General features: G+C 66.3%; 20 protein-coding genes. 11 read left to right on the top strand and 9 right to left on the bottom strand.

What is annotated here, in order from left to right:
- Positions 1-462 precede the first annotated feature (462 nt).
- The 4 genes from ACR652_RS05105 to ACR652_RS05090 form a co-directional block, all read right to left on the bottom strand.
- Entirely contained in the window at positions 463-747 is a 285-nt protein-coding gene (locus ACR652_RS05105; RefSeq protein ID WP_434505442.1) for a hypothetical protein, read from the bottom strand.
- Between the two features lie 140 nt (positions 748-887).
- Positions 888-1,262 (bottom strand): DUF2946 family protein, encoded by a 375-nt coding sequence (locus tag ACR652_RS05100; protein ID WP_434505441.1) that lies wholly within the window; start codon positions 1,260-1,262, stop codon positions 888-890.
- A 157-nt stretch (positions 1,263-1,419) separates the two neighbouring features.
- On the bottom strand, positions 1,420-3,852 hold the full coding sequence (locus ACR652_RS05095) for a TonB-dependent receptor family protein (RefSeq protein WP_434505440.1): 2,433 nt from the start codon (positions 3,850-3,852) through the stop codon (positions 1,420-1,422).
- A 167-nt stretch (positions 3,853-4,019) separates the two neighbouring features.
- Positions 4,020-4,385: a DUF2946 family protein gene (locus ACR652_RS05090; RefSeq protein WP_434505439.1), complete on the bottom strand. Its 366-nt coding sequence runs from the start codon at positions 4,383-4,385 to the stop codon at positions 4,020-4,022.
- Between the two features lie 203 nt (positions 4,386-4,588).
- On the opposite strand from ACR652_RS05090, the gene apaG reads away from it, so the two are divergent.
- Positions 4,589-4,981, top strand: coding sequence for a Co2+/Mg2+ efflux protein ApaG (gene apaG / locus ACR652_RS05085; protein WP_434505438.1), 393 nt, complete (start codon positions 4,589-4,591; stop codon positions 4,979-4,981).
- Positions 4,981-6,138, top strand: a complete 1,158-nt coding sequence (gene argE, locus ACR652_RS05080; RefSeq protein WP_434505437.1) for an acetylornithine deacetylase — start codon at positions 4,981-4,983, stop codon at positions 6,136-6,138. The genes apaG and argE overlap by 1 nt, the downstream gene beginning before the upstream one ends.
- A gap of 106 nt (positions 6,139-6,244) precedes the next feature.
- On the opposite strand, the gene ACR652_RS05075 is transcribed toward argE, so the two are convergent.
- Both ACR652_RS05075 and ACR652_RS05070 read right to left on the bottom strand, forming a co-directional pair.
- Positions 6,245-6,673, bottom strand: a complete 429-nt coding sequence (locus ACR652_RS05075; RefSeq protein WP_434505436.1) for a hypothetical protein — start codon at positions 6,671-6,673, stop codon at positions 6,245-6,247.
- A 69-nt stretch (positions 6,674-6,742) separates the two neighbouring features.
- Positions 6,743-6,988: a hypothetical protein gene (locus ACR652_RS05070; RefSeq protein WP_434505435.1), complete on the bottom strand. Its 246-nt coding sequence runs from the start codon at positions 6,986-6,988 to the stop codon at positions 6,743-6,745.
- 283 nt (positions 6,989-7,271) lie between these two features.
- On the opposite strand from ACR652_RS05070, the gene yajC reads away from it, so the two are divergent.
- The 7 genes from yajC (at position 7,272) to ACR652_RS05035 (ending at position 13,810) form a co-directional block, all read left to right on the top strand.
- Positions 7,272-7,826 carry a preprotein translocase subunit YajC gene (gene yajC, locus ACR652_RS05065; protein WP_434505434.1) on the top strand — a complete coding sequence of 185 codons (555 nt, stop codon included), beginning with the start codon at positions 7,272-7,274 and terminating at the stop codon, positions 7,824-7,826.
- Positions 7,827-7,873: 47 nt separating this feature from the next.
- Positions 7,874-9,463: a protein translocase subunit SecD gene (secD, locus tag ACR652_RS05060; RefSeq protein ID WP_434505433.1), complete on the top strand. Its 1,590-nt coding sequence runs from the start codon at positions 7,874-7,876 to the stop codon at positions 9,461-9,463.
- Between the two features lie 15 nt (positions 9,464-9,478).
- On the top strand, positions 9,479-10,564 hold the full coding sequence (gene secF, locus ACR652_RS05055; RefSeq protein WP_434505432.1) for a protein translocase subunit SecF: 1,086 nt from the start codon (positions 9,479-9,481) through the stop codon (positions 10,562-10,564).
- Positions 10,565-10,580: 16 nt separating this feature from the next.
- A complete protein-coding gene (locus tag ACR652_RS05050; protein WP_434505431.1) occupies positions 10,581-10,970 on the top strand; it encodes an Mth938-like domain-containing protein in 390 nt (129 codons plus the stop codon).
- Entirely contained in the window at positions 10,970-11,788 is an 819-nt protein-coding gene (locus tag ACR652_RS05045) for a phytoene/squalene synthase family protein (protein ID WP_434505430.1), read from the top strand. The genes ACR652_RS05050 and ACR652_RS05045 overlap by 1 nt, the downstream gene beginning before the upstream one ends.
- Positions 11,789-11,816: 28 nt before the next feature.
- Positions 11,817-13,151, top strand: a complete 1,335-nt coding sequence (locus ACR652_RS05040; RefSeq protein WP_434505429.1) for an ActS/PrrB/RegB family redox-sensitive histidine kinase — start codon at positions 11,817-11,819, stop codon at positions 13,149-13,151.
- Positions 13,152-13,279: 128 nt separating this feature from the next.
- Positions 13,280-13,810, top strand: coding sequence for an ActR/PrrA/RegA family redox response regulator transcription factor (locus tag ACR652_RS05035; protein ID WP_434505496.1), 531 nt, complete (start codon positions 13,280-13,282; stop codon positions 13,808-13,810).
- On the opposite strand, the gene ACR652_RS05030 is transcribed toward ACR652_RS05035, so the two are convergent.
- On the bottom strand, positions 13,807-14,253 hold the full coding sequence (locus ACR652_RS05030; protein WP_434505428.1) for an MmcB family DNA repair protein: 447 nt from the start codon (positions 14,251-14,253) through the stop codon (positions 13,807-13,809). The two genes, ACR652_RS05035 and ACR652_RS05030, sit on opposite strands and share 4 nt — an antisense overlap.
- Positions 14,254-14,368: 115 nt before the next feature.
- Here ACR652_RS05030 and ACR652_RS05025 point away from each other — a divergent pair, with 115 nt between their 5' ends.
- Positions 14,369-15,448, top strand: a complete 1,080-nt coding sequence (locus tag ACR652_RS05025; protein WP_434505495.1) for a polyamine ABC transporter substrate-binding protein — start codon at positions 14,369-14,371, stop codon at positions 15,446-15,448.
- A gap of 139 nt (positions 15,449-15,587) precedes the next feature.
- Here the strand turns inward: ACR652_RS05025 and dnaA are convergent, their stop codons facing one another.
- Complete coding sequence (gene dnaA / locus ACR652_RS05020) at positions 15,588-17,090, bottom strand: chromosomal replication initiator protein DnaA (protein WP_434505427.1); 1,503 nt, start codon at positions 17,088-17,090, stop codon at positions 15,588-15,590.
- A 440-nt stretch (positions 17,091-17,530) separates the two neighbouring features.
- Here dnaA and ACR652_RS05015 point away from each other — a divergent pair, with 440 nt between their 5' ends.
- Entirely contained in the window at positions 17,531-17,722 is a 192-nt protein-coding gene (locus tag ACR652_RS05015; protein WP_434505426.1) for a hypothetical protein, read from the top strand.
- Between the two features lie 303 nt (positions 17,723-18,025).
- On the opposite strand, the gene rpsT is transcribed toward ACR652_RS05015, so the two are convergent.
- Positions 18,026-18,295 carry a 30S ribosomal protein S20 gene (gene rpsT / locus ACR652_RS05010; protein WP_434505425.1) on the bottom strand — a complete coding sequence of 90 codons (270 nt, stop codon included), beginning with the start codon at positions 18,293-18,295 and terminating at the stop codon, positions 18,026-18,028.
- Between the last annotated feature and the right edge of the window lie 183 nt (positions 18,296-18,478).

The raw sequence follows: 18,478 nt of genomic DNA, 5'->3' as shown, positions 1-18,478 counted from the left end.
GGAACCGGCGCCGCCACGGAGTTTGCGTCTGCTGCTTGCGCCGCCAGCGGAGGCGCCCGCGCCCGGTTCGACAGCCCGGGCCTGGGCGCCGGCGCATCGCGGTCCGCCACCATCCAGGGGAGGTTCGTCTGGATGGGCGATGCGCCGACTTGGCCGGGCCGCGCCGCGAGGGGGGCGGCGCCGCAGCAGAGCGTCTGACACAGGACGCAGTCCATGCCGCGGTCGTTCGCGGGGCCCGGCCGCCCCTTCTGCGCGTCGGACCGGGGGCCGCCCGACGCGAAGCAGATAAACATCGACGTGAACGCCTCCGGCCGCCCCGCAACCGCGCGCGCCGCCAGCGGCGCCGCGAAGGGCGCCCCCGAGAGCAGCGCGGCGCCAAACAGCAGCAGATGGCCCAGTAGGCCCGCCGCTCTGGCGCGCAGGGAAAGGGAGAGGCCTCGCGTCACGCCTGTCGCAACCCGGTCAGGAAGCGATGCGGGCGAAACGCGCCCGGCGTTCGAGATCGATGAGGCGGATCACGCCGCCGCCGGGCCTGACCGCATCCCTTGCGTTTACGGGGAGCGCCGCGCCATCCGGGGACGTCGCGGCGGAACCCTCGCCTCTCGGCCTCCTGCCGCCCGCCTCCCCGTAAAGGGGCGGTATGGGGGACAGGCCCGACAGCGGGCGAACGTAATATGCTTTCATGTTTTCCAGCGCCGCCTGCGCGAGCGCGCAATCGCGGCCGCTCGGCCGTCTTTTGAAGACCATCGCTTCTCTCCCGATCGTGCATGACGAGGGATGACGCGCGCCGTGGAAGGCGCCCGCAATCCGAGAGTTCTCTCTTTCAGAGGAGCCTCCGCCTGCGCTTCGATGACAGAAACGACGGGCGCGGCGTCAGCGTGGAAAGATCAGGCGACGACAGGCGGCGCGCGAGCCTGACGCGCGGCGTCGCGCGGGCTTGCGCGCAACGTCTGATGCGTGAGCGACCAGCGCACGCATGTCCATTGCGCGGCAGGCGTCGCAGGTGCGGCCAATCGAGCGGCGACCGGCGCAACGCCATCGCAGAACGCCTGGCAGAGCGCGCAGTCGTGGCGATGGTGATGATGGCCGTGGAGCGGCTGGCTGCGTGAGCCATGATCGGGCTGCGCGGCGGTGAGACAGACTTCGCCCGCCGCAAGCGTATCGAGACCATGCGCGGCGGCGACGCCATTCGCGACCGGCGCGAAGACCTGCACGGTCATCGCCAGCACGAAGAGCAGAGCTGTCAGCCACCGCCGGGACATCAACAATACGCCTTCAGTCTGAAATGCGCTCGAGGAGACGCTTGGCGATAAAAGCAAACGTCACGCATCATCGCAACCGATAAGGTCAAAAAGCTTCGACCGTTTTTCGGGAAAGTTTCCCGCCCCGTAAAGCGGCGCGGGAAACCTCGCTCTTTCTCTAGAACTTGAATTTCACGCCGCCCTGGAAGAGGCGCGGATTGCCGGCGTAGATCGACCCTGTCGCGTTTTGCGCCAGCGACGTGTAGCCGTTCTGAACCACCACGCCGCTCACGAGCTGCACCGTATTGCTGATGTTGTTGGCCGAGGCGACCCAATGCCGGTCGAAGATGTTGCGCACCTCGAAATAGGCGGTGAAATGCTTCAGCCAGCCGATGTCCACGTCGCGGTCATAGTGCAGGTTGGTGTTGATCAGGCCATAGCTCGGGATGGTCAGCACATTGCCGTTGTCGATGTAATAGGAGCTTTGATAGTTGTATTCGACGAAGGCGCCGAGGCCCCTGAAGTCGCCGAACGGCACATCATAGGAGAGGCGCGCGGTCGCGTTATGCGGCGCGACGCCGGGGATCTTGTAGCCGGCGCGATCGAAATAGCCCGTCCTGGCCGTTGTGCCGATCTGTTCGACGAATTCCGTGAAGATCTGATTGTTGTAGGTATAGTTCGCCATCACGCGCACGCCGTCGTAGGGGCGCCAGTCCAGCAGCGTCTCGACGCCGCGATGCACGGAGCCGGGCGCGTTGAAGGTGTAGCTGAGCAATCCGGCGCCCGGCGACTGGGTGAGCTGCTCGTTCTGATACCATTCGTAAAAGCCCGTCAGGCTGAAGAGCAGCGTCTCATAGGGCTTCCAGTCCAGCCCCATGTCGATGCCGGTATTGCGCTGCGTCTTCAGGTCGGTGTTGGCGCCGACCTTGCCCTGCTGATTGACGAAAAGCTGGCCCGGATTGGGCGTGCCATAGCCGCTCGACGCGCGGAAATGGGTCAGCAGATCGGGGGTCGCGCGCCATGTCACCGAGGCTTCCGGCCCGAAGTTCCAGTAGGTCTTGTTGACGGGCGTGCCGGTCCAGGACGCGATCTGTCCCGCCTGCCGTCCGGCGGCGAAATAGGTATAGGCGTCCTGAAGCGCGGCGATCTTGGTCATTTCCGCCGAGAGGCCGAGGACCATGGTGACGTCCCTGGAGAGCGCGACCTCCTCACGGCCGCGCCCGCCCAGATTCTGCATCATGGCGTTCTGCAAGGACTGGATCGAGCCCGTCGCCCCGTCGCCGAAGGGGAGCGTATTGTTGGTGTAGCTCGCATAGCGCGTGCGGTTGAAATAGAGGCCGGCGAAATGACGGGCCTCATAGCCCAGAAGCGAGCCGACCTTGGTGACGTCGGTCGAGGCGTTGACCGCCGGCTCGTCCTGAAGCGCCGCCGTGTTGCCCGTCGGCTGCTGGATGTTCTTGTCGTCGTAGATGACCTGCGTCCGCAACTTCGTGCTGGCGTCGAAGTCGTGCTCCCAGCGCAGGCCGAGAATGTCGCGGCGGTCGTCGCGATGCAGGCCGGCCAGCCAGGCGGTCGAGCGCCAGTTGAACTGATTGCGGCCGTTGATCCCGTTGAACGGCACATTGATCGTGCCGCAGTAGTTCTGGAACAGGTTCAGGCCGTCTCCGGATTGCGGCGCGACATAGCAGCCCTGCTGAAACGGGTTGACATAGTATTGATTGAGCGACAGCCGGTTCGACAGGTCGCCGTAGAGCTGGTTGTGGATGAATTTGAAGGTGAGCAGATCGTCCGGCGTCACCTGCCATCTCGCCGTGGCGTTGACCGTCTGCGTGTCGCTCCAGTTGTTCAGCGCAAAGCCACGGCTGCGCACGTCGCTGGCGAAGACGGCGATGTCGACATTGCCGGTCTTCTTGCCGACCGAGGTGAAATTGTTGAGATAGCCGAAGGAGCCGAACTCGACGCCATATTCGACGCCATTGATCTCCTCGCCGGTGCGGGTGCGGAAATTGATCGCGCCGCCATTGGCGAAATTGCCGAACAGCGCCGAGGACGGACCGCGATAGACGTCGACGCCGGCATAGGCGTGCGGGTCCGTGAGATCGGTGCGCGACAGGCCATCGGGCTGGGTGACCGAGAACCCATCCTCGAGCACGACAATATTGCGGACGCCGAAGCCGTTGCGGGCCGAGGAGCCGCGAATGGAGATGACAATGTCGCGCGGCCCGTTGCCCTGCTTGAAGGAGACGCCGGGGCTGTATTGCAGCAGCTCGCGGACGGTCGTGAGCGGCATGTTCTCGAAGTCCTTGCCGCGGACCGTCGTGAAGGTCTGGCCGGTCGGCTGGCGATAGACCGGCATGGCGAGTTTCTGCGGGCTGAAGCCCGGCGCGGCGGCGAGGTCCGGAGAGGGCGAGGTCACGAGAGAGCCGGCGGGCGTTGTCACACGCGTCGCGGACACCCCGCGCGCCGCCGAGGCGCGCGCAGCCCGTGCGGAGCCGCGTGCCGCGCCGACATCGATCGTCGGCAGGGTTTGCTGGGCCAGCGCGGAAGACGCGAAGAGAAGGGCCAGCGCCTGAATTGAGGCGGCGCCGAGGAGGCGGTGACGGACTGACATTGGAAAATCTCTGCGAATGAGGCGCGCGCGTCCGGCCGCGGCGACAATCGTCGCGCACGGGGCTGCGCCGCGAGAACACGGAGCAAGGATCGAAGGGCGCGCGCGGCTAAGCCCGCGTCACGCGTCGATCGGCGAATGAAGAGGAGACGACCCGCTGAAACGGGTTGCTAGAAAAGTCCGCCGTCCGTGGGCGGGCCGCGTGCGAACTGGCTCCGCGAGACTCGCGCGTGAGGAACGCGCGCGTCGCCTGGAGAGAAGCCGACGACATGAAAGGCGCGCGGCGCGACAGGCGCCGGACCGGGATCGGGAACGGAAGCGGTGGCGGGCGCCGCGCAGAGGCAGCAGGCGTCGCAATGCTGATGACGAGTCGACGGGTTGCCGGCCTTGTCGGCCTCTCCGCCAGCGCTCACGCAATGCGCAAGCGCGGCTCCCGTCACGCCCGGGGTCGCATGCGCCGCGCCGAAACCGCCCGCAATGGCCTGTACGACCATCACAAGCGCCAGCAGCAGGGCGCGAAGCGACGACTTACGCATGAGGAGTCCGCATGATCTTTGCGTCAAAGTGATTGCTGAGTTTTGGGCGAATTCCAAGCGCGTCCACGGCGCCCCGCATCAAAAACGGCGCGTGTGCCGTATTTGCCACATGCGCGCGGCGCCTGCGAAAAACGCAGTTCGCAATCGCGGCGCCTCGAGAAAGACATTTCCCTTTCGGGTCCGCCGTTCTAAAATTCATGCTCATGTATATGTCGATCACCAAAGACATACAGGTCACGGCCCTGCCGGATTTCCTGCCGGATCGTTCCGACCCCGACCAGAGCCGCTATTTCTGGTCCTACACGATCGAGATCGCCAATCTCGGTCGCGAGCGCGTGCAGCTCATCTCGCGTCACTGGATCATCATCGACGCCAATGGCCGGCGCGAGGAAGTGCGCGGTCCCGGCGTCGTCGGCGAGCAGCCGGTGCTCGAGCCGGGCGAGACCTTCCGCTACGCCTCCGGCTGCCCGCTCACCACGCCCTCGGGCCTCATGCAGGGCAGCTACCGAATGGTGACGGACGCCGGCGACAGCTTCGACGTCGAGATCCCCGCCTTTTCGCTTGACAGCCCCATGGCCAATCCGACGCTGAACTGATGGACGCCCTCGAACGCGCAATCGACATGACGTCGCGGCTTGTGGCTTTCGACACCGAAAGCTCCAGGTCCAACCTTCCGCTGATCGACTTCGTCGAATCCTATCTGCGCGCGCAGGGCGTGCCTTTCGCCCGTGCGCCCAACGCCGCCGGCGACAAGGCCGCGATCTTCGCGACCATCGGCCCGAATGAGCCGGGCGGCGTCGTTCTCTCGGGCCATACGGACGTGGTGCCGGTCGAGGGACAGGACTGGAGCTCCGACCCTTTTGTGCTGCGGCGTGACGGCGGCCGCCTCTACGGACGGGGCGCGGTGGACATGAAGGGCTTCGGCGCCGTCGCGCTGGCGATGATTCCGGAATTCCGGAAGGCGTCGCTGCGGCGGCCGATCCATCTTCTGCTCAGCTATGACGAAGAAACGACCTGCCTCGGCCCGCTCGACATGATCGCGCGGCTCGGCGTCGATCTGCCCCGGCCCAACGCGGTCATCGTCGGCGAGCCCACCTCCATGCAGGTCGCGGACGCCCACAAGAGCGTCACCTGCCTGGTGACCCGCGTGCGCGGGTTCGAAATTCACTCGGCCAATCTGCATCGCGGCGTCAGCGCGGTGCATGTCGCCTGCCGGCTCGTGACCGAACTGGAGCGCGTCGCGGCGGAGTTGCGGGCGATCGGCGACCCCTCCGGCCGCTTCGACCCGCCCTGTTCCACCGTGCACGTCGGCGTGATCCGGGGCGGCACGGCCCGTAACATCGTCGCAAGAGACTGCATGTTCGAATGGGAGTTTCGCGGCCTGCCGGGCGCCGACCCCATGTTCGCGCGCGACCGGCTCGCGGCCTGTGCCGACGAGATGGGGAAGACCGTCTTCGCAGAGTTCCCCCAGTGCGGGATCGACATCGACACGCTTGTGAAGGTTCCGGGGCTCGCGCCGCAGCCGGGCTCGGCCGCCGAGACGCTGGCGCTGCGTCTCGCGCGCCGCAACAGCACCATCGCCGTGCCCTACGCCACGGAGGCCGGACACTTCCAGCAGGCGGGCGTCCCCACCGTCGTCTGCGGCCCTGGCCGCATCGATCAGGCGCACCAGCCCGACGAATATATCGAGATCTCGGAACTGGCCGCCTGCGTCGATTTCATGCGCGCGCTGGCGCGGGAACTGGAGGCGTAAACGCCGAGTGTCGCCGCTCCCTCTCCCCGCGCGCGGGGAGAGGGTTGGGGTGAGGGGCAAGGCCCCGCCCACGCACCACCCGGTTTAGCGCCGAGGCAAAAGCGACTCAGTCACAAATCCATTTCCAGTTCTGTCGCCACTCGCTCCAGCGCCAGCAGGGACCGACTCCGGAATTCCACCAGCGGCCATGCCACCAATGCGCGCCGGCCGGTCCCTGACCATAGCCGCCGCCCCAGCCCGGACGACGACGCTCGCCGTCCCAACCGCGCCGGTCGTAGTCGCCGCCGCCGCGCCGATCATAGTCGCCGCCACGACGGTCATAGCCGCCGCCACCACGGCGATCATCGGCCCCGCCGCCACGGCGGTCGCCGTTCCAGTCTCCGCCGCCACGGCCGTCACGGTCATAGCCTCCGCGATCGGAATAGCCCCCGCCCCCGCCATATCCTCCGACCCAGCCGCCCTGCTGCGCGGCCGCCGGATGGACGGCGGCGGCGATCAGCGCGGCCGCCAGCGTCACTTTGCAATACACAGACATCGTCCGACCCTTTCCTGGCTCCTCTCCCTTGCGCAGTTCTAGCTCAAAGCGCACGCCTCCGCGAGCGTCTCAGCAGGACCATATCCACTGGCCATACCATCTGCGCCAGCAGGGGCCGGTCTGGCCGCCGGGCCAGGCGTAGGACCGCCAGAACACCACCGCGCCGCCGCCGGAAGAAAAGCGGGGAGCGTCCGGCGTGAAGCCGCCCTCCCGGCTCTCGCGCGGAGCGGGCCGCACGTCGAGATCGGCGCCTGTGGCCGGAACCGAGGCCAGCAGCGCGGCGGCGAGGGCCGCGCCGGTCATCTGCCTGAACATGAAGCTCTCCCTGAAAACACGCCGTGAAAGGCGCGCGACGCCCTTGTTATGGCGCGGCAGGCTTTCGCGGCGCCGTTCGCGCGCCTGCCTATTTTTCCAAAAGTCGGCTGCGCCCGCGCGGCTGGCAAGACGCAAGCGGCGGCGCGGCCCAAATCGGCGCCTGGAGCCGCGGGCGATTACCGCCAACTGGCATTGCTTTCGTAAGTCGACCGGCTATAGTCCGCGCCCATTCCGAGCCCGCTCGACGCCAAGGCGCGTCGCGCCGAGAAACAGAGACGCTTCGATGAACCTGATCACGGACGCCATGGCGCAAACCGCCGAGCAGCCGCCGGCTGCGACCCCGGCCGAGACCGCGCCCGCCCCTGCCCCTGCGCCGACCGCGCCGGCCCCGAGCGCGCCACAGCCGCAGGCGACCCAGACCGGAACCGCCGCCAGCGGCGGCGCGCCGGACGCCGCCTCCCAGCCGCCGTCGCTGCCGGATCTCTTCGCGCAGCTCGTCCCCGTCTTCGTGGTGATGGGCATCGTCTATATCCTCGTCATCCGCCCGCGCGCGCGCCGCGAGAAGGCGGAGATCGAGGCGCTTCGCAACGTCCGCCGCGGCGATGTCGTCGCCACCACCGGCGGCGTCATCGGCAAGGTCACCAAGGCGATCAACGACGCCGAAGTCGAGCTGGAGATCGCCCCCAACACCCGCATCCACCTGCTGCGCACGGCCATCGCCGAAGTGCGCTCGAAGGGCGAGCCGGTGAAGGACACGCCGGTCGCGCCGGCGAAGCCCGCCAATGAATCCAAGGCTCCGGCGAAAGCCGCGAAGCCGACCTCCGGCGCGAAATCCTGAAAACGGCCTTCCGCGAGCGCCTGATCCTCTGACCGAATAGCGACACGATGCTGCGATTCTCGACCTGGAAATTCCTTGCCATCGTGGCGATGACCCTCGCCGCCGTCCTTGTGGTGGCGCCGAGCACGTTGTCGCCGTCGACTTATCAGGCGCTCGCCTCGCGGCTGCCGTCCTGGCTCATGCCGCCGACGATCGTGCTCGGCCTCGATCTCCAGGGCGGTTCGCATGTGATGCTGGAGGTGGATCAGGCGGACCTCGTCGCCACGCAGGTGAAAAACCTGCGTGACGACGTGCGCCGCATTCTCCGCGAGGAGAAGGTGGCGATGACGGGCGGCATCGGCGCGACGGCGCGCGGCGTGCAGCTGCGCGTCCCCGACGCGGCCGACCGCGAGAAAATCCTGCCCAAGCTGCGCCTGCTGCGGAACGGCTTCAGCGCCAATATCGGCGGCCAGCAGCCGCTGGAAGTCGAGGCGACGCCCGAGGGGGTGATCCGCGTCACCGTCACCGACGCTGGCGTTCGCGACAAGTCGCGCAAGGCCGTCGAACAGTCGATCGAAGTCATCCGCCGCCGCGTCGACGCGCTCGGCACGCGCGAACCCTCCATTCAGCGCCAGGGCGACGACCGCGTGCTGGTGCAGGTGCCCGGCCTTCAGGACCCGCAGACCCTCAAGGAAATTCTCGGCCAGACGGCGAAACTCGAATTCCGCCTCGTCGCGGAGCCGGGCCAGAACCCGGCGGAGACCGAGGAGCTGGAGCAGGTCGACGAACAGGGCAAGCTTCCCATCGAGAAGCAGGTCATGGTGCAGGGCGAGGACCTGACCGACGCCCAGCCCGGATTCGACCAGCAGCGCAGCGGCGAGCCGGTCGTGAACTTCCGCTTCAACATCCGCGGCGCGCAGAAATTCGGCGACGTGACCTCGAAGAACGTCGGCCGCCTCTTCGCCATCGTGCTCGACAACAAAGTGATCTCGGCGCCGCGCATCCTCACGCCGATCACCGGCGGCTCCGGCCAGATTTCCGGCCACTTCACGGTGGAGCAGGCCAATAATCTCGCGATCCTGCTGCGCGCGGGCGCCCTGCCCGCCAAGCTCAACATCGTCGAGGAGCGCACCGTCGGCCCCGGCCTCGGCCAGGACTCGATCGACGCCGGCAAGCGCGCGGCTTATGTCGGCGCGGGCCTCGTGGTGATCTACATGCTCGTCACCTACGGCGTTTTCGGCGTCTTCGCCAATCTCGCGCTGTTCGTGCACATCGCCTTCATCTTCGCGGGCCTCGTGCTGCTCGGCTCGACGCTGACGCTGCCGGGCATCGCCGGCATCGTTCTGACGATCGGCATGGCGGTGGACTCCAACGTGCTGATCTACGAGCGCATTCGTGAAGAGAATCACGCCGGCCGCTCGATCCTCGCGTCGCTCGACGCGGGCTTCAACCGCGCCTTCGCGACCATCGTCGACTCCAACGTCACCATGTTCGTCGCCGCGGCGATCCTCTACTTCCTGGGCACCGGCCCGGTGCGCGGCTTCGCCGTGTCGCTGGCGCTGGGCATTCTGACCACCATCGTCACCGCCGTGACCATGACCCGCATGATGATCGCGGTCTGGTATCACTACGCGCGTCCGACCAAGCTGCCGATCTAAGAGGCGAACCGACCGATGAAACTCCTGCGCCTCGCTCCGGAGAACACCAAATTCCCCTTCATGCGCTTCCGGCGCGTGAGCTATCCCTTCTCGGCCGTGCTGTCGCTGATCGCCGTCGCGCTCTTCATCTTCAAGGGCATGAATTTCGGCATCGACTTCGCGGGCGGCACGGTCATCGAGCTGCGCGCCAAGGGCGGCACGGCTGAGGTGGGGACGCTGCGCTCGCTGGGCGAGAGCCTCAAGCTCGGCGACATCGAGGTGCAGGCCTTCGGCAACGCCGCCGACGCCACCCTGCGCTTCGGTCTCCAGCCGGGCGGCGACAAGGCGCAGCAGGCTGCCGTGGAGCGCGTTCGCGGCGCCGTCGGCCAGGACTATGACCTGCGCCGCGTCGAGGTCGTCGGCCCACGCGTCTCGAACGAGCTGGTGCAATCCGGCACGCTCGGCGTCGTGCTCTCGATCCTCGCCGTGCTGACCTATCTGTGGTTCCGCTTCGAGTGGCAATTCGCCATCGGCGCGGTCATCGCGACGATGCACGACCTTCTGCTCACGGTCGGCTTCTTCTCGATCACCCAGCTCGAGTTCAACACGACCTCCATCGCGGCGATTCTGACCATCGTCGGCTATTCGCTCAACGAAACGGTCGTCGTGCTCGATCGTATTCGCGAGAATATGCGCAAATACAAGAAGATGAGCACGCCGCAGATGATCGACATGTCGATCAACGCGGTGCTGCCGCGCACGATCATGACTGCGACGACGGTGATGCTGGCGCTCGTCGCGCTCGTCGCCTTCGGCGGCCAGGTCATCCGCTCCTTCTCGCTGGCGATGATCTGGGGCATTTTCGTCGCCACCTATTCGTCGATCTTCATCTGCTCGCCGATGCTGATCTATCTCGGCCTGCGCAATGAGGACGTCGACCGCAAGGTCGAGACGCAGCCGGAGGCCGAGGCGGAAGCCGACTATTCCCCGGAGCCCGAAGCCTTCGCCTCCATGTATGACGATGTGGGCGACACGCCGGTTCCGGCGACGCCGGCGGCGAAGCGCCCGGCCCAGAAACCGGCGGGCCGCTCGAAATCAAGCGCCCGCCGCCGCCCGAAGTAAGAGACAGGCGCCTCACATGACCGCGCCCCAAGGCGCCGCGTCCCAAGGCTATGTGCCGGGCCGCCACAGGATCGACGATTACGGCAATGGCGGCTTCCGCTTCGCCGACATGTCGCATCGCGGCTCGATCATGGCCATGCCGACCGGCGTGCGCGCCATCGCCCCGGCCGCCTGGAACGAGATCCAGGCGGCGACGATCGAGCAGGCGCTCGCCGAGTCGGGCGAGCTGGACTTATTTATCGTCGGAACCGGCAAGGACCTCATGCCGCTCGCCAGCGCCCTGCGCGCAAGGCTGCGCGACGCCGGCGTCGGTTGCGAGACCATGTCGACCGGCGCCGCTGTCCGCACCTACAACATGCTCGTCGACGAAGGCCGGCGCGTCGCCGCCCTGCTGATCGCGATCTGATGGACCGGCCGACCGCCGCCGCCGAGGCGCATTACGCGCATTGCGAGGCGCTGATCCGGGAACGCGACCGCGACCTCTGGCTCGCTTGCCTCTTCGCGCCCCAGCCCGCCCGCAGGCACCTCCACGCCATTTACGCCTATGCGCTCGAAACCTCGGATGTGCGCGCCAAGGTCTCTCAGCCGCTGCTGGGCGAGATGCGTCTGCGCTGGTGGACCGACGCGCTGACCGGCGAGGCGTCCGAGGGAACTCGCGCCCATCCGGTGGCCGACGCGCTCCTCGACACGATCGCGCGCTTCGACCTCCCGCGCGACGAACTGGTCGCCCTGGCGGACGCCCATGTCGCCGATCTCTACGACGACCAGACACCCGACATGGCGACGCTGGCGGACTATTGCCGCATGACCAGCGCCGCGCCCATGCGCTGGGCGGCGCGCATTTTCGGCGCCGGCCCCTCCCCCGCTTTCGACGCGGCGGGTCTCGCGCTCGGCCTCACCCGCGTCCTGCGCATGCCCGCCGGCGCCTTCGTCCCGGCGGAGCTGCTGGCGCGCCACGGCGCCGACGTCCATGTGAACAGCCCGGCCCTGCGCGCGGCCCTCGCCGAACTGCGCGACTCGGCGCTGAGCCATTACGAAGCGGCGCGCGACGCGGCGGCGGCGCTCGAAGCGGGCCGCGAAGCCCTGTTGCCCGCCGCGACCGTTCCCGTCTATCTGGCGCGTATGGGGGCCAGGGATTACGATCCCCTGCGAGGGCTCGGCGATCCTTCGCCATTGCGCCGGCAATGGCGGCTCTGGCGCGCGGCGCGCGGCGTGGGGCTGTAAACCAGCGCGCGAGAGGGGAAGAGACGCGATGAGAGCCGACGTCTACGACGAAGACAGCCGCCGCCTCCGCGTCGGCACGCTGATCTTTCTGCGCTGGATCGCCATCGTCGGCCAGAGCATCGCCTGTCTGTTCGTCTATTTCGCGCTGGATTTCGATTTTCCGGTCGGCCTCTGCTTCGTCTTCATCGTCGCGTCGGCGACGCTGAATTTCGGCCTGCGCTACGGCACCTCGGGCACCTTCCGCCTGAGCGACCTCGAAGCCGTCGTGCTGCTCTGCTACGACCTCGTGCAGTTGAGCTTCCTGCTCTATCTGACCGGCGGCGTGACCAATCCCTTCGTCATGCTGCTGCTGGCTCCGGTCACCATTTCGGCCGTCTCCCTGCCGCGCAATCTGACGCTGTTCCTGGGCATCGTCATGCTCTCGGCGGCGACCTTCCTGTGCATGGAATATGAGCCGCTCCCCTGGTACGAAAACGAAGCGTTGAAGTTTCCGCTGCTCTATCGCGCCAGCATCTGGGCGTCGCTGGCGCTCTCCGCGGCCTTCATCGCAATCTATGCGGCGCGCGTCTCGGACGAGGGGCGCCTTCTGGCCACGGCGCTCGCCGCGACGGAGCTGGTGCTGGAGCGCGAACAGCATCTCTCCCAGCTCGACGGACTCGCGGCCGCCGCCGCTCACGAACTGGGCACGCCGCTCGCCACGATTACGCTCATCATCCGGGAGCTTCAGAAAGGCGCGGAGACATCCGCTGCGGAGGGTCTCAAGGACGATCTCGATCTTCTCGCCCAGGAAACGGCGCGCTGCCGTGAAATCCTCGGCAAGCTTGCCTCGATGGGCGCCGATCAGGGGACGATGATGAACGTCCTTTCGCTCGACACGCTGATCGAGGAGGTGGTGGAGCCGCAGCGGGAATTCGGCGTGAAGGTCGAAATCTCCAAGCGCGGCGTCAACAACGCGTCGCCGCCCGCGCTGGCGCGCAATCCGGGCCTTCTCTACGGGCTGGGCAATCTCGTCGAAAACGCCATCGACTTCGCCGAATCGCGCGTGCGCATCGACGCGTGGTGGACGCGCGATCTGGTCACCATCTTGATCGAGGACGACGGCCCGGGCTTCTCGTCCGCCATTCTCGACAGGCTGGGAGACCCCTATCTGCGCGGCCGGCCCACCGAGCGGCGCACGAAGAACGACAGCCAGTCCGGCCTCGGTCTTGGCCTCTTCATCGCCAAGACGCTCCTCGAACGCTCCGGCGCCACGGTCGAAACCTACAATGTCTCGCCGCCGCGCACGGGCGCCGTGGTCAAGGTGACCTGGGCGCGCTCAGCATTGGAAATTCCTGCCGCCAAGCTCATGTCGTCAGACTCATAAGCGCCTCGACGCGCCGAAGGGCTTGGGTTAATTTTGACAAAAATCACGCGAGGGAGCGCAGGGGAATGAACGCCGACGACAACGTGGACATCGAGGGCGTGGATGACTCCGACGCCCTTGTCCCGGCCATGCCGGAGGACCGCTCCCTTCTGATCCTCGATGACGACAAGCCCTTTCTGCATCGTCTGGCCCGGGCGATGGAGGCGCGCGGCTTCCTCGTCACGCAATGCGAGACGGTGGCGGAGGGACTCGCCGCGCTCGAAGACACGCCCCCGGCCTTCGCGATTATCGACATGCGGCTGGGCGACGGCAATGGGCTCGACGTCATCCAGAAGCTGAAGGAAGCCCGCCCGGACGCGCGCGGCATCATTCTCACCGGCTACGGCAACATCGCCACCGCCGTGACCGCGGTGAAGCTCGGCGCCTTCGACTATCTCGCCAAGCCCGCCGACGCCGACGAAATCTACCATGCGCTGATGGCCACGACCATCGACAAGCCGGACGCGCAGGAAAATCCCATGTCGGCGGACCGCGTGCGCTGGGAGCACATCCAGCGCGTCTTCGAGTCCTGCGACCGCAACGTGTCGGAGACCGCGCGCCGCCTCAACATGCATCGGCGCACGCTCCAGCGCATTCTCGCCAAGCGCGCGCCCCGCTAAACTGGAGCGTCCTCGCCAAAGGCGAGGGCACAATAGCGCTCGGCCGCCAGAGCCCCGAAGCGGATCAGCATCGCGCGCCGGCTGGCGGGGGCAAGCCGTAGAATCGGCGCCTCCCGGGCGAGCATGCCGCCATGCGCGTCCGCGACAATGAGACCCGCGTCCTCGGGGAAGATTGCGGCGTCCAGCTCGGTTGACGCCGCGAAATAGAAGCGGTCGCAATAGTCGCGGTAGTCCGTCCATTTCCGGTCCGCCTGAAAATCGGCCCGCGAGGATTTGACCTCGACGATGCGCAGCGCGCCGTCGGGGGCGAGCGCGACCAGGTCGGCGCGCCGGCCATTCGGCAGCGGCAATTCCCCCAGCACGGCGAAGCCACAGGCGCGCAGGAAGCGGCGCGCGCCGCGCGTGACGCGCGCCGTCTCCTCCGGCCGCGATGTCTCGCGCATGCGCAAATCGGTTTGCATGGATCCGCGTCACCCCGTCGCCAAGGACTTGGCAGGCGTGATAATCTCCCCGCAATTCCCGAGCGGCGCAAGCCGCGCCGCCAAGCCGCCCTGCCTCATGAAGACATTTTTCGCCGCTCTCCTCTTCGCTCTCGCCTGCGGGTCCGCCGCGGCCGCGGAACGCGTCGTCAACATCTACAACTGGAGCGATTACATCGACCCAGGGGTGCTGGAGGATTTCACACGCGAGACTGGAATCAAGGTCGTCTACGACACCTATGACTCCAATGAAATGCTCGAGTCGCATCTTCTCGCGGGCGCGACCGGCTATGACATTGTCGTGCCCTCGGCGACGTTTCTGGAGCGCCAGATCAAGGCGGGCGTGCTGCAACCGATCGACCGCGCGAAACTCGCCAACGCCGGCAATATCTGGAGCGAGATCGACGGCCGCCTGTCGCGCTATGATCCCGGCAGCGCCCATGCCGTGAATTACATGTGGTACACCACGGGCGTCGCCTATAATGTCGCGAAGATCAAGCAGCGCCTCGGCAAGGCCATCACGAGCTGGGATCAGGTGCTCAAGCCCGAATCCCTGAAGAAACTCGCGGACTGCGGCGTCTATGTGCTCGACAGCCCCGAGGATGTTTTCGCGATCACGCTCAATTATCTCAAGCTCGATCCCAACTCCAAGCGCGAAGCGGACCTCAGGCGCGCGGCCGATCACCTCTCCGGCCTGCGCCGCTACATCAAGAAATTCCACTCGTCCGAATATATCAACGCGCTCGCCAATGGCGACATCTGCCTCGCCATCGGCTGGGCGGGCGACAGTTTGCAGGCGCGCAATCGCGCGCGGGAAGCCGGCGCCGACGTGGACATCGCTTATGTCATTCCAGCCGAAGGCGCGCTGATGTCGATGGACAATTTCGCCATGCCGGTGGACGCCCCGCATGTGAAGGAAGCCTATCAGTTCATCGATTACATGCTGCGGCCGGACGTCGCCGCGCGCAACACCAGGGCGACGAACTTCGCAAATGGCGTCGCGCCGTCGCGTCCGCTGATCGACAAATCCATCGCCGATGATCCGGCGGTGTATCCGCCGGAAGCGACGATGCGCCGCCTGTTCACCGTGACGACGCCCAGTCAGCCCGAACAGAAGTTCATCACGCGTCTCTGGACGACGGTGAAGACCGGGAAGTAACGGGGGGTTCTGGACAAGCCCTCATTAAAAGCGCTGCTCGCGAGCGTCCCCTCTCCCGCCAAAGCCCGTCGAAAGACGGGCGTCCTTACGGGCGCCCTCTGGCGCGGGAGAGACAGGGAGGGCGCTCCCCAGCGCCGGTTTACTGCTCGTTGAGGATTCGCTTCAGCAGCTCGATGACTTCGGCGAGGCTCTTGTCCTTGGAAACCAGCTCTTCGATCTTGCGCACGGCGTGCAACACAGTGGTGTGATCGCGGCCGCCGAAGCGGCGGCCGATTTCCGGCAGCGAGCGCAAGGTCAGCGTCTTCGACAGATACATGGCGATCTGGCGCGGCCGCACGACATTGGCCGTGCGGCGCGAGGACAGAATATCCGCGCGGGAGATATTGTAATGTGACGCGACGAGCTTCTGAATGTCGTCGATCTTGACGCGCTTGGGCTCCTGCGTGCGCACCAGATCGCGGATCGCCGTTTCGGCGGTCTCCACGGTCAGCGGCGCGCCATTCAGCGTCACATGCGCCAGCAGGCGATTCACCGCGCCTTCGAGATCGCGGCCATTGGTGAGGATGGTGCGCGCGACATAGGAGATCACCTCCTCCGGCACATGGAAGCCCGGATGGGTCTCCTGCGACGCCGCGATGCGCGCGTTCAGAATCTTGACGCGCAGCGCTTCGTCCAGCGGTCCGATGTCGACGCACAGGCCGCCCTTGAATCGCGACAGCACGCGCTCGTCGAGCGTTTCCAGCTCCGCCGGCGGGCGATCCGCCGCGACGACGACCTGCCGGCCCGCGTCGATCAGCGCGTTGATCGTGTGACAGAACTCCTGCTGGATCGACTTGCCCTGCAGGAACTGCACGTCGTCGATGATCAGCATGTCGATATCGCGCAGACGCTCCTTGAAGGCGATCGACGTCTGCGTGGTGAGCGACGACACGAAGCCGCTCATGAAACGTTCGGCCGTGAGATAGACGGCGCGGCGGCGATTGTCATTGGTGGCGTGCGCCAGCGCCTGCAACAGATGCGTCTTGCCAAGCCCGACAGCCGCATGCGCGTAAAGCGGATTGAACAGGGGCATGTCGCCCGGACGCGCTTCCGCCACGCGGCAGGCGGCGGCATAGGCAAGCTGATTGGACGGACCGACGAGGAAGGTCGAGAAAGACAGTCGACGATCGAGCGGCGAACCAATGAGCGCGTCGGCGTCCGTGCGCGCGGCGGCGCGCGGCGCGCGCCTGGTTGGCGCAGGAGAGTTGATCGGTTCGGCGGAGGCCGTCAGACCGGCCGGCTGCGCTTTCTCCCCGCCGTTTCGCGACGGCGCGGCGTCGTCGCGCTCCGCGACGGCGTCACGATGTTTCGGCTTGCGCGCATTCGAACGCACGTCGATGACGACCCGCTCGACTTTCTCGAATTCATTCGCGGCGCGCGTCTTGATGCGCGAGGCGTAATGCGACTGAACCCAGCTCTTCAGAAATTTTGTCGGCACCGACAGATGCAACGTTCCGCGCGCGACGGCGTCGAGTTCGAGGCGCGTGAACCATGAATTGTACACTGCGTCGCCAAGCTCAGCCCGCAGACGCTCTCGCACGCGTTCCCAGCGCTTCTGATCATCCGCAGAAATGGCGTCGACGATTGTTTCTCGATCGGACATCGAACTTTCCAAAAATTTGCGCAAGGCGCCAGCGCTCCGCGCCGCGCACGAAGGCCACGCATAAGAAGACTGATACGCTCGGTGCGGCGAATGCGCCGCGATCAAGAAATCATCTAGCGCGGTGGCCCCACCGCAAATTCCACGCCGCTGGCGACTGCTCTGGCGTCCCTGAGAGCGACGCCGGGGACGGAAACACAAAAACGCCGCGCGATGCAGTCGCGCCCGTTACGCAGCACGCCAATTACATTGGTTCGCCGCAGTTCCGTCATGTCAAAGCCCCCAGTTTCCGGGATCGAAGCGAACCCGGATCTTCACTTTTTACGCAAGCAGGATGAGACGACTCTCGCCCTGCATACTCACTTTTTGAATTTCACGCCGGACGGGAAGGAAGCTGATCAGAGACCCGGAGCTCTGGCTTTTCGAGGCAGGAAAATCGACATGTGTCGCTTCCCTTTGAATGCGCTCAGCCGAAAGCTGCTGTATGGGCCGGCGATCACTTTCGTCCGACAGAAAGACCCTACACCGCGTTGCCGCTTTCCCGCAACGACGACAACACCCTCGTGACGCTGTTCCGCCGCCACTGTGGCGCCGTCGTACGCCGCATGCGCGCCAATGCCTTTCTAAATTTATGATTCATTGCATTTACCATGTCGGCGCTCGCACCCGACTCGCGGCCTGCTCAAGCTTGGCCAAAGACCCGTAAAGGGATGTCAAGGGGGGCGCCTGGGGGGCGTTTTCGACAGCTTATTTACAAGAGCTTGAATCATGACCCGTTTGGCTGTTCGCGCCTTTCGGGGCCGAAAAATTTTGCGGCGTGTGTCTGCGTTGCGTCATCGGGACATGGACAAAAGAAAAGCCCGGCGAGACCGGGCTTTGTCGAGATTCCAGCGATGAGAAATCAGGCAGGCTGCGCGCAGATCGCGCAGGCCGGCAGCTTACTTGCCGCCGAGCGCCTTGACCCGCGCGGTGAGGCGCGAAACCTTCCGCGAGGCCGTGTTCTTGTGAACGACGCCCTTCTGCGCGGCGCGCATCATCTCCGGAACGGCGCTCTGCAGAGCGGCGGCGGCCGCCGAGGCGTCGCCCGACGCGATCGCTTCCTCGACCTTGCGGACGTAGGTGCGCATGCGGCTGCGACGCGCGCGGTTCACCGCGGTGCGGCGCTCGATCTTGCGGACGGCTTTTTTGGCCGAGGCGGTATTCGCCATTCTGTCAGTCCTCGAATCTGTGGGGCGGCTGTTGGCCAGCCAGAAACCGTTGCGGCCGCGAATTCGCGGCCACGTGGGGCGCCTTATAAGCGGGGGGCGCCCTTTCGTCAATGGCGGCGGCGCTCCCTGCCCCAATTGCTGGGAGAACGCGAGGGGCGCCGCGCCGCCGCGACCCATCCCGGT

This window comes from Methylocystis sp. (assembly GCF_051061225.1).
Lineage (GTDB): Bacteria > Pseudomonadota > Alphaproteobacteria > Rhizobiales > Beijerinckiaceae > Methylocystis.
Note: the sequence above shows the minus strand (reverse complement) of the source record. Positions and strands in the feature narration are given on the sequence as shown.

Excerpts from the sequence above, each read along its gene's own strand:
- apaG (WP_434505438.1), top strand. The coding sequence starts at position 4,589 with ATGTATATGTCGATCACCAAAGACATACAGGTCACGGCCCTGCCGGAT.
- ACR652_RS05075 (WP_434505436.1), bottom strand. The coding sequence starts at position 6,673 with ATGTCTGTGTATTGCAAAGTGACGCTGGCGGCCGCGCTGATCGCCGCC.
- ACR652_RS05105 (WP_434505442.1), bottom strand. The coding sequence starts at position 747 with ATGGTCTTCAAAAGACGGCCGAGCGGCCGCGATTGCGCGCTCGCGCAG.
- ACR652_RS05025 (WP_434505495.1), top strand. The coding sequence starts at position 14,369 with ATGAAGACATTTTTCGCCGCTCTCCTCTTCGCTCTCGCCTGCGGGTCC.
- ACR652_RS05045 (WP_434505430.1), top strand. The coding sequence starts at position 10,970 with ATGGACCGGCCGACCGCCGCCGCCGAGGCGCATTACGCGCATTGCGAG.
- ACR652_RS05090 (WP_434505439.1), bottom strand. The coding sequence starts at position 4,385 with ATGCGTAAGTCGTCGCTTCGCGCCCTGCTGCTGGCGCTTGTGATGGTC.
- secD (WP_434505433.1), top strand. The coding sequence starts at position 7,874 with ATGCTGCGATTCTCGACCTGGAAATTCCTTGCCATCGTGGCGATGACC.
- dnaA (WP_434505427.1), bottom strand. The coding sequence starts at position 17,090 with ATGTCCGATCGAGAAACAATCGTCGACGCCATTTCTGCGGATGATCAG.
- argE (WP_434505437.1), top strand. The coding sequence starts at position 4,981 with ATGGACGCCCTCGAACGCGCAATCGACATGACGTCGCGGCTTGTGGCT.
- ACR652_RS05035 (WP_434505496.1), top strand. The coding sequence starts at position 13,280 with ATGCCGGAGGACCGCTCCCTTCTGATCCTCGATGACGACAAGCCCTTT.
- ACR652_RS05040 (WP_434505429.1), top strand. The coding sequence starts at position 11,817 with ATGAGAGCCGACGTCTACGACGAAGACAGCCGCCGCCTCCGCGTCGGC.
- ACR652_RS05050 (WP_434505431.1), top strand. The coding sequence starts at position 10,581 with ATGACCGCGCCCCAAGGCGCCGCGTCCCAAGGCTATGTGCCGGGCCGC.
- secF (WP_434505432.1), top strand. The coding sequence starts at position 9,479 with ATGAAACTCCTGCGCCTCGCTCCGGAGAACACCAAATTCCCCTTCATG.
- ACR652_RS05070 (WP_434505435.1), bottom strand. The coding sequence starts at position 6,988 with ATGTTCAGGCAGATGACCGGCGCGGCCCTCGCCGCCGCGCTGCTGGCC.
- ACR652_RS05095 (WP_434505440.1), bottom strand. The coding sequence starts at position 3,852 with ATGTCAGTCCGTCACCGCCTCCTCGGCGCCGCCTCAATTCAGGCGCTG.
- yajC (WP_434505434.1), top strand. The coding sequence starts at position 7,272 with ATGAACCTGATCACGGACGCCATGGCGCAAACCGCCGAGCAGCCGCCG.
- ACR652_RS05030 (WP_434505428.1), bottom strand. The coding sequence starts at position 14,253 with ATGCGCGAGACATCGCGGCCGGAGGAGACGGCGCGCGTCACGCGCGGC.
- rpsT (WP_434505425.1), bottom strand. The coding sequence starts at position 18,295 with ATGGCGAATACCGCCTCGGCCAAAAAAGCCGTCCGCAAGATCGAGCGC.
- ACR652_RS05100 (WP_434505441.1), bottom strand. The coding sequence starts at position 1,262 with ATGTCCCGGCGGTGGCTGACAGCTCTGCTCTTCGTGCTGGCGATGACC.